The sequence below is a fragment of the Streptomyces sp. NPDC091292 genome, from assembly GCF_044757265.1.
Classification (GTDB): domain Bacteria; phylum Actinomycetota; class Actinomycetes; order Streptomycetales; family Streptomycetaceae; genus Streptomyces.
On record NZ_JBIVUQ010000001.1, the window covers coordinates 592,659 to 601,223 of the forward strand.

8 protein-coding genes are annotated in these 8,565 nt (G+C 72.7%); 5 read left to right on the plus strand and 3 right to left on the minus strand.

What is annotated here, in order from left to right; all coding sequences use genetic code 11:
- Positions 1 to 59: 59 nt before the first annotated feature.
- Together ACIQNU_RS02680 and ACIQNU_RS02685 are read left to right on the plus strand one after the other, a co-directional pair.
- Positions 60 to 419, plus strand: a complete 360-nt coding sequence (locus ACIQNU_RS02680) for a histidine triad nucleotide-binding protein (protein WP_401362383.1) — start codon at positions 60 to 62, stop codon at positions 417 to 419.
- 15 nt (positions 420 to 434) lie between these two features.
- Complete coding sequence (locus ACIQNU_RS02685) at positions 435 to 1,358, plus strand: ribonuclease Z (RefSeq protein ID WP_401360110.1); 924 nt, start codon at positions 435 to 437, stop codon at positions 1,356 to 1,358.
- A gap of 23 nt (positions 1,359 to 1,381) precedes the next feature.
- Here the strand turns inward: ACIQNU_RS02685 and ACIQNU_RS02690 are convergent, their stop codons facing one another.
- The gene (locus tag ACIQNU_RS02690; RefSeq protein WP_401360113.1) at positions 1,382 to 2,491 is read right to left on the minus strand and encodes an alkene reductase; all 1,110 of its coding nucleotides are present in this window, start codon (positions 2,489 to 2,491) and stop codon (positions 1,382 to 1,384) included.
- A 137-nt stretch (positions 2,492 to 2,628) separates the two neighbouring features.
- Here ACIQNU_RS02690 and ACIQNU_RS02695 point away from each other — a divergent pair, with 137 nt between their 5' ends.
- A complete protein-coding gene (locus ACIQNU_RS02695) occupies positions 2,629 to 3,012 on the plus strand; it encodes a MerR family transcriptional regulator (RefSeq protein ID WP_401360116.1) in 384 nt (127 codons plus the stop codon).
- Positions 3,013 to 3,027: 15 nt separating this feature from the next.
- Here the strand turns inward: ACIQNU_RS02695 and thrS are convergent, their stop codons facing one another.
- A complete protein-coding gene (gene thrS, locus ACIQNU_RS02700) occupies positions 3,028 to 4,290 on the minus strand; it encodes a threonine--tRNA ligase (RefSeq protein ID WP_401360119.1) in 1,263 nt (420 codons plus the stop codon).
- 272 nt (positions 4,291 to 4,562) lie between these two features.
- Here thrS and ACIQNU_RS02705 point away from each other — a divergent pair, with 272 nt between their 5' ends.
- Together ACIQNU_RS02705 and ACIQNU_RS02710 are read left to right on the plus strand one after the other, a co-directional pair.
- Positions 4,563 to 5,531: a 5-dehydro-4-deoxyglucarate dehydratase gene (locus ACIQNU_RS02705; protein WP_401360122.1), complete on the plus strand. Its 969-nt coding sequence runs from the start codon at positions 4,563 to 4,565 to the stop codon at positions 5,529 to 5,531.
- Positions 5,528 to 6,847 carry a glucarate dehydratase family protein gene (locus ACIQNU_RS02710; protein ID WP_401360125.1) on the plus strand — a complete coding sequence of 440 codons (1,320 nt, stop codon included), beginning with the start codon at positions 5,528 to 5,530 and terminating at the stop codon, positions 6,845 to 6,847. Before ACIQNU_RS02705 ends, ACIQNU_RS02710 begins: the two co-directional genes overlap by 4 nt.
- Before the next feature lie 45 nt (positions 6,848 to 6,892).
- Here the strand turns inward: ACIQNU_RS02710 and ACIQNU_RS02715 are convergent, their stop codons facing one another.
- Positions 6,893 to 7,996: a carbohydrate kinase family protein gene (locus ACIQNU_RS02715; protein ID WP_401360127.1), complete on the minus strand. Its 1,104-nt coding sequence runs from the start codon at positions 7,994 to 7,996 to the stop codon at positions 6,893 to 6,895.
- Between the last annotated feature and the right edge of the window lie 569 nt (positions 7,997 to 8,565).

The window sequence follows — 8,565 nt, forward strand, 5'->3', positions numbered from 1 at the left end:
GGATAGCATGCCGACAGACCGATCGAGAGACCGTTCCGACCGTCGAGGAGGGCGTGACCGTGGCCGGAGAGCCGCAGGCCGACTGCCTGTTCTGCAAGATCGTCGCGGGTGACGTCCCGGCGACCGTCGTCCGTGAGACCGAGACGACCGTCGCCTTCCGCGACATCAACCCCCAGGCGCCGACCCACGTCCTGGTCATCCCGCGCGTGCACTACGCCGACGCCGCCGCGCTCGCCGCCGCCGAACCGCAGATCGCCGCGGACATACTGCGCGAGGCCGCCGAGGTCGCCGCGATGGACAAGGTCGACGCCACCGGGTTCCGGATCGTCTTCAACACCGGTTCGGGCGCGGGCCAGACCGTGTTCCACACCCACGCGCACGTCCTCGGGGGCCGCGGCCTCCAGTGGCCCCCCGGCTGAGCAGGGCGAACCGCCTTGTCCGTACGGGAACTCGTCGTCCTCGGCACCGCGAGCCAGGTGCCCACCCGGCACCGCAACCACAATGGCTATCTGCTGCGCTGGGAGGGCGAGGGCATCCTCTTCGACCCCGGCGAGGGCACCCAGCGCCAGATGCTGCGGGCCGGGGTCGCCGCGCACGACATCCACCGGATCTGCGTCACGCACTTCCACGGTGACCACGCGCTGGGGCTCGCCGGGGTGATCCAGCGGATCAACCTCGACCGGGTGCCGCACGAGGTGACGGTCCATTACCCGGTCTCGGGCCGGCGCTTCTTCGACCGCCTCCGGTACGCCACCGCGTACCGCGAGACCGTCCCGCTGACGGACGCCCCGGTCACGGCCGAAGGGCCGCTCGCCACCGCGCCCGGATACCGCCTGGAGACGGCACACCTCTCGCACCCGGTCGACGCGTACGGCTACCGCCTGGTCGAGCCGGACAGCCGCCGTATGCTGCCCGACCTGCTCGCCGAGCACGGCATCACGGGTCCGGACGTGGGCCGCCTGCAACGCGAGGGCGTGCTCCGGGGCACCACGCTGGACGAGGTGAGCGAGGTCCGCCGGGGCCAGCGGTTCGCGTTCGTCATGGACACCCGGCTGTGCGACGGCGTGTACGCGCTCGCCGCCGACTGCGACATGCTGGTGATCGAGTCGACGTTCCTCCGCCAGGACGAACAACTGGCCACGGACCACGGTCATTTGACGGCCGATCAGGCGGCGCGCGTCGCCGTCGATTCGGGGGTCCGCCATCTGGTCCTGACCCACTTCAGCCAGCGCTACCCGGACCCGGCCGCCTTCGAGGAGGAGGCCAGGGACGCGGGGTTCGACGGCGAACTGACGGTGGCGGCGGACCTGATGAGGGTGTCCCTGCCGAAGAGACGGCAGGAGCCGGTTCACCCTTAGGCCGGTCGGGCTGGTCGGGCCGGTCAGGCCGCTTGGGGCTGCGGGACCACCCCGGTCGCCGGAGCCGCGTACTGATGGGTCGGGTACGTCAGATAGCCCCTGTCGCCGCCCTCGTAGTACGTGGCCTCGTCCGGGGGTGCGATCGGGAGGCCGGCGCGCAGCCGCTCGACCAGGTCCGGGTTGGAGATGAAGGCGCGGCCGAAGCCGATCAGGTCGGCGCCCAGGCCGAGCCAGCGGTCGGCGTCGTCGCGGCCGGTCAGCCGGGGGCCCATCGGGAGCGTCGGGTTCATGATGAGGGTGCCCGGCCACAGTCGGCGCAGGGCGATCAGGATTTCTTCGTCGGCGGTGGCCTCCAGGTGCACATAGGCCAGGTCCAGGGGGGCCAGTTCGGCGAACAGCGCGGTGTAGAGGTCCAGGACCTCGGTCTCCTCGACGCCCCAGAAGAAGGTGCCGGGCGAGAGCCGGATGCCGGTCCGCTCCGCGCCGACCGCCGCGACGGTGGCGGTGACCGCCTCCACGGCGAACCGGATGCGGTGGGCGATCGGGCCGCCGTACCGGTCCGTGCGCAGGTTGGCGTTGGACGAGAGGAACTGGGAGATCAAGTAGCCGTTGGCGCCGTGCAGTTCGACGCCGTCGAAGCCCGCGTCGATGGCGCGCCGGGCGGCCTCGGCGTACGACGCGGCGTGCTCGGGCACCTCGGCGGTGTCCAGGGCGCGGGGCATCGGGGCGGGCAGGCGACCGGTCGGGGTGAACACGTCGCCGACGGCCGGGACGGCCGAGGGGCCCACCGGCTGCGTACCGATGGTGTCCGGGTGCGAGACCCGGCCGCCGTGCATGATCTGGGCGAAGATCCGGCCGCCGTTGGTGTGCACGGCGTCGGTCACGGGCCGCCACGAGGCGACCTGTTCATCGGTGTACAGCCCCGGAGTACCCGGATTGGACTGTCCGACGAGGCTCGGCTGCACCCCTTCGCTCACGATCAGCCCGGCCGTGGCCCGCTGCGCGTAGTACGCCGCCATCGACGGCGTCGCCAGACCGCCGGCGGCGGCCCTGACCCGGGTCATCGGGGCCATGACCACCCGGTTGGGCAGCGTCAGCCCGCTGAGGCGGTGGCTGGTGAAGAGGGTCGTCACGTCAGGACTCCTTCGTAGCTCCCGTGCCCGGATCGGATCCCGGGCACGGGAGCTACGCTAAAAGCTGACATTGATGTCAGAGGCAAGTGCTGTGACGCGGGTCACAGGCGTGGGTTGCGGCCGGGAGGACGGGCGGTATGCGGATCGGGGAGTTGGCGTCACGGACCGGGGTGAGTGTCCGGTCCCTGCGCTACTACGAGGAGCAGGGGCTGCTCGCCAGTCGGCGCAGCGCGGGCGGGCAGCGGTACTACAAGGACTCGGACGTCGGGCGGATCGAGTTCATTCAGCAGTTGTACGCGGCGGGCCTGTCCAGCCGCGTCGTCGCCGCGCTGCTGCCCTGCCGTGACGCGCCGAGCGAGGAGCACTCCGACGCGGCCCTGGAGCGCATGGCCCAGGAACGCGAACGGCTCACCCAGCACATCGCCGAGCTGGTACGGACCCGGGACACGCTGGACGAGGTGATGGCCGTGGCGCGTGAGTACCGGGAGCAGTTGGGGCGGACGGCGGTGGACGCGGCTTAGCTCAGGGCTCAGGGCTCAGCTCCCGGTCGGCCACAAGGAGCCGCCGCTGTCCGGGCGGGCCATCGCCGCGATACGGGTCACCGCCTCTCCGGCCGGCAGGGCGTCCGGGCGGTGGCCGTCGCGCAGACGGAGGGCGACCAGGTCGTCCGCCGCCTCCCTCGGGCCGATCACCGCCTGGTACGGGACGAGCCGGTCGGCCCGGATCCTGGCGCCCAGGGTGCCGTGCTCGGGCCCGGACATCCGGGCCCGCAACCCCGCGTCACCGCAGCGCCGTACGAGAGCGGCGGCCCGGGGCTCCTCGGCGTCCGAGATCGGCAGCACCACCACCTGGGTCGGCGCGAGCCACGCGGGGAACGCGCCGCCGTGCCGCTCGATCAGATACGCCACCGCCCGCTCGACACTGCCGATGACGCTGCGGTGCACCATGACGGGCCGGTGCTTCGCGCCGTCGGCGCCGACGTACCGGAGATCGAACCGCTCCGGCTGGTGGAAGTCGACCTGCACGGTCGACAGGGTGGACTCACGTCCCGCGTTGTCGGCGACCTGTACGTCGATCTTCGGACCGTAGAACGCGGCCTCGCCCGGCACGGCCTCGTACGCCACTCCGGACTTGTCGAGTACGTCGGTCAGCAGCGCCGCCGACCGGTCCCACAGCGCCGGGTCGGCCACGTACTTGCCGCCGGGGCCCGGCAGTGACAGCCGGAAACGGGCCGGGGTGATGCCCAGCGCCGCGTACGCCTCGCGGATCAGGTCAAGGGCGCCGCGTGCCTCGTCGGCGACCTGGTCCAGGGTGCAGAAGATGTGCGCGTCGTTGAGCTGGATCGCCCGTACGCGGGTCAGTCCGCCGAGCACACCCGACAGCTCGGCGCGGTACATGCCGCCCAACTCGGCCATGCGGAGGGGGAGTTCGCGGTAGCTGTGGGAACGGGACCGGTACATCACCGCGTGGTGCGGGCACAGGCTCGGGCGCAGGACGACCTGTTCGCCGCCGAGGTCCATCGGGGGGAACATGTCCTCGCTGTAGTGGGACCAGTGCCCGGAGATCTCGTACAGCTCACGCTTGCCGAGTGCGGGTGAGTACACGTGCTGGTAGCCCGCGCGGCGCTCGGCGGCCCGGATGTACTCCTCCAGGGCGTGCCGGATCGCGGCGCCGTCCGGCAGCCAGTACGGGAGCCCGGCGCCGATCAGCGGGTCGGTGTCGAACAGGCCCAGTTCGCGGCCGATTCTGCGGTGGTCGTGGCTGTGGCTGTGGCCGTTGTCGTGGTCTTTGTCCTGCATGGTGGTCTCTCCTCGCGGGCGGGGAGCGAGTGACCACACGGCGAAGCCCCGGGGCACTCGCCCCGGGGCTTCGGACTCAGTCAGCAGTCAGCGCGCCGGGACACTCTCCGGCGTCGTCGTCATGGCAGCGCGCTTCATGGGGGTGACGGTAGCAGTTGCCCGGGGCGCACAGGGGCGGGAGGTTCATGGGTTGCCCATTGACGGGTCCTGTTCGCGTATCTAGGCTCAGTTCTCATGTGTGGACAGCATCTACATGAGGAGACGGGGGCCGAATGAGTGCGGCAAGTGGTGCGGAGCGGGTGGCGGGGCGGGTGGCGGACGTCACCGCGCGGCTGCGGGTCGGGATGCGGCGCGGTGTCCTCTCCTTCCCGCTGACCAGCTTCCACGCCGACGGCTCCCTCGACCTCGACGGCTTCCGTACGTATCTGGCGGCGCAGCTCGACTCCACGCCCGGCGCCGTCTTCCCCGCCTGCGGCACCGGCGAGTTCTTCTCGCTGGACGAGGACGAGTACCGGCAGGTCGTCACGGCCGCCGTCGAGGTGGCGGCGGGGCGGATGCCGGTGGTCGCCGGTACCGGGTACGGCTGGGCGCAGGCCGCCCGGTTCGCCCGTATCGCCGAGGAGGCGGGCGCCGACGCCGCGCTCGTCCTGCCGCACTACCTCGTGAACGCCCCGCAGGACGGCCTGGTCGGGCAGGTGGAGCGGCTCGCCGAGCGCACCGGGCTGCCGCTCATCGTGTACCAGCGCGGGCAGGTCACCTTCGACGCCGCGTCGGTCCGCCGAATCGCCCGGACACCCGGCGTCATCGGACTCAAGGACGGCCACAGCGACCTGGACCGGCTTCAGCGCCTCACCTTCGCGGCGCCCGACGGCTTCCTCTTCTTCAACGGCGCCGCCACCGCCGAGATCCAGGCCCGCGCCTACGCCACCGTCGGCGTCCCCGCCTACTCGTCGGCCGTCCACGCCTTCGCGCCCGAGATCGCCGACGCCTTCTTCGCCGCGCTGCACGGCGGCGACGACGCCATCGTGGAGAAGCTGTTGCGCGACTTCTATGTGCCGCTGGTCGAGCTGCGCGACCGGGTGCCCGGCTACTCCGTGTCGCTCGTCAAGGCCGCCGCCCGGCTGCGCGGACGGCCCGTCGGCCCGGTACGGGCGCCGCTCACCGATCCGTCCGCCGCCCATCTCGCGGAGCTGGAGACCCTGGTGGGGACGGGGCTCGGCCTGGTCGGAGCGGCCCGATGAGTGCGACGGAGGGGTACGCGGGTACGGATCTGACCATCGCCGAGGTGCGGCTCACCCCGATCCTGGTGGCCGATCCGCCGCTCCTCAACACCCAGGGTGTCCATCAGCCCTACACGCCCCGCCTGATCATCGAGGTGGTGACGGACGGCGGCGTCACGGGGGTCGGGGAGACGTACGGGGACGCCAAGTACCTGGAGCTGGCCCGCCCGTTCGGCTCTGCTCTGACGGGCCATCGACTGGCTGACGTAAATGGATTGTTCACACTCATGAACAACATGTCCGTGGACGCGTCCCGGGTCGATCGTGCCGTGGACGTCGGAGGGTTGCGGGGTGTCCAGACCGCCGACAAGCTGCGGCTGTCCGTTGTGTCCGGGTTCGAGGTCGCCTGTCTCGACGCGCTGGGCAAGACGCTCGGGCTGCCCGTGCACGCGTTGCTCGGCGGCAAGGTCCGGGACCGGGTCGATTACAGCGCCTATCTCTTCTACAAATGGGGCGCGCACCCCGAGGGTGTCGCCGCCGAGGCCGACGACTGGGGTGCGGCGCTCGACCCGGCCGGAGTCGTCGCCCAGGCAAGGAAGTTCACCGAGCGGTACGGGTTCACGTCGTTCAAGCTCAAGGGCGGTGTCTTCCCGCCGGACGAGGAGATCGCCGCCGTCCGCGCACTCGCCGGCGCCTTCCCCGGACACCCGCTGCGGCTCGACCCCAACGGGGCCTGGTCCGTGGAGACCTCGCTCAGGGTCGCCGCCGAACTCGGCGACGTACTCGAATACCTGGAGGACCCGGCGCTCGGCACGCCCGCGATGGCGGAGGTGGCGGCGGGGACGTCGGTGCCGCTGGCGACCAACATGTGTGTGACGACGGTCGCGGAGATCGCGGAGGCTTTCCGGCGGGATGCGGTGCAGGTCGTCCTCTCGGACCACCACTACTGGGGCGGTCTCGGGAAAACGCGCGAACTGGCGGCGATTTGCGGGGCGTTCGGGGTGGGGGTGTCCATGCACTCGAACACCCACCTCGGGATCAGCCTCGCCGCGATGACGCACGTCGCCGCGACCGTCCCCGATCTGCACCACGCGTGCGACTCGCACTACCCGTGGCAGTCCGAGGACGTCCTCACCGAACGCGTCGCCTTCGTGGACGGCGCGGTGCCGGTCTCCGACGCGCCGGGGCTCGGCGTCACGCTCGACCGCGACCGGCTCGACGCGCTGCACGCGCGGTGGCGGGACGACGCGCACCGTCATCTGCGGGACCGGGACGACGGCGCGGCGATGCGGGTCGCCGAACCGGGCTGGACGGCGCCCCGGGTCCCGCGCTGGTGAAGCAACGTCCTCGGGGACTGTCCTCGCGGGGCTGTCCTCGGAGGCTCAGGCCGAGTGCCGGAAGCCGATCGTCGGGACCGCCCTGCGCAGCGGCCACGGGCGGGACGTGGCGGGGAGCAGGGCCTCCAGGAAGGCGTAGCGCGTGAGGGCGGTCGGGTCCTGGTCCTCGTACTGCTGGACCCGCCGCCACCACGCCGCGATCTCCGACCAGCCGGGCGCCGACAGGGAGCCGCCGAAGTCCTGCACCGACAGGGCCGCCGTCAGGCCCGCGAAGGCCAGCCGGTCGGCCAGCGGCCAGCCCGCGAGGGTGCCGGTCACGAAGCCGGCCACGAAGACGTCGCCCGCGCCGGTCGGGTCCAGCGCGGCGACACGGATCGCGGGTACCTCGGCGGCTTCGCCGGTACGGCCGTCCACGGCGTACGCGCCCTCCGCGCCGAGCGTGACCACGGACAGCGGTACGCGCTCGCCCAGGGCGTGGGCGGCGGCGCGGGGGCAGTCGGTACGGGTGTAGCGCATCGCCTCCTCGGCGTTCGGCAGGAACGCCTCGCAGTGCTCCAGGTCGGGGAGGCCCGCCAGGTCCCAGCGGCCCGTGTCGTCCCAGCCGACGTCGGCGAAGATCCGGGTGCCGGCGCCGGCCGCCTCGGCGATCCAGGGGGCCGACGTGCCCGGGGTGAGCGCGGCGACGGCGGCACGGGCGCGGGGCGGGCGGTCCGGGGCCGGCTCCTCCGGGGGTGGCTCGTGCCCGTGGGACACCATCGTGCGCTCACCCTCGTACGCCATGGAGACGGTGACGGGGGAGTGCCAGTGCGGGACCGTGCGGGAGGCGGCGAGGTCGATGCCCTCGCCCTGCTCCAGGGCGTCCCAGCAGTACTCGCCGTAGTGGTCGTCGCCGAACGCGGCGGCCAGGGAGGTACGGAGCCCCAGGCGGGCCAGGGCCGTGGCCATGTTGGCGATGCCGCCCGGACTGGAGCCCATGCCCCGGGCCCAGGACTCGGTGCCGCGCACGGGGGCCGAGTCGAGGCCCGTGAAGATGATGTCCAGGAAGACGGTGCCGGTGAGATACACGTCCCAGGGCGGATCGCCGGCCGCGCGCACCCCCGCGAGCGGGTCGACATGGGCGCGCCCCCACAGATCGTCATCGTCGTTCACGGCCGAACACCCCCTGGCGGGACTTTCCAAAGAACGCCCCCAGTCTGCCGGACGAACCCCCCACAACAAGGACTCCGTGCCGGGCGCCACAGGGAGAGACAGGGCCCACGGGCCCACCCACCCCAACTGAGGGACGGCCCGGCACCGCCGAAGCGGCAGGAGAAGCTGAGCACCGCTGCGGCGGGATTTTCGGGGCGGCGACTCCGGGGAGGGGAGTGGACCTCGGCCCGGTCCTGGCAGGGGCAGCTCCCGGCAGGGCAGTGGACCCCGACGCGGCCCCGGCCGGAGGCCGCCCGGTAGGGGGAAGCCCCCGGGCACGGGAGTCACCTCCGGCCCCCGCCCCGGCCGGAGGCCCCCGCAGGGGAAGCGTCCCCGGTGCGGGAATCGCCCCCCCACCCTCTGCCCTGGCCTCGGCCGGAGGCCCCCCGCAGGGGAAGCGCCCCCCGGTGCGGGAGTCGCCCCCCACCCTCTGCCCTGGCCTCGGCCGGAGGCCTCCCGCAGGGGAAGCGCCCCCGGACGGGAGCCCGCCCCCATCCTTTGCCCCTGCCTCGGCCGGAGGCCTCCCGCCG

Excerpts from the sequence above, each read along its gene's own strand:
- ACIQNU_RS02695 (WP_401360116.1), top strand. The coding sequence starts at position 2,629 with ATGCGGATCGGGGAGTTGGCGTCACGGACCGGGGTGAGTGTCCGGTCC.
- thrS (WP_401360119.1), bottom strand. The coding sequence starts at position 4,290 with ATGCAGGACAAAGACCACGACAACGGCCACAGCCACAGCCACGACCAC.
- ACIQNU_RS02705 (WP_401360122.1), top strand. The coding sequence starts at position 4,563 with ATGAGTGCGGCAAGTGGTGCGGAGCGGGTGGCGGGGCGGGTGGCGGAC.
- ACIQNU_RS02710 (WP_401360125.1), top strand. The coding sequence starts at position 5,528 with ATGAGTGCGACGGAGGGGTACGCGGGTACGGATCTGACCATCGCCGAG.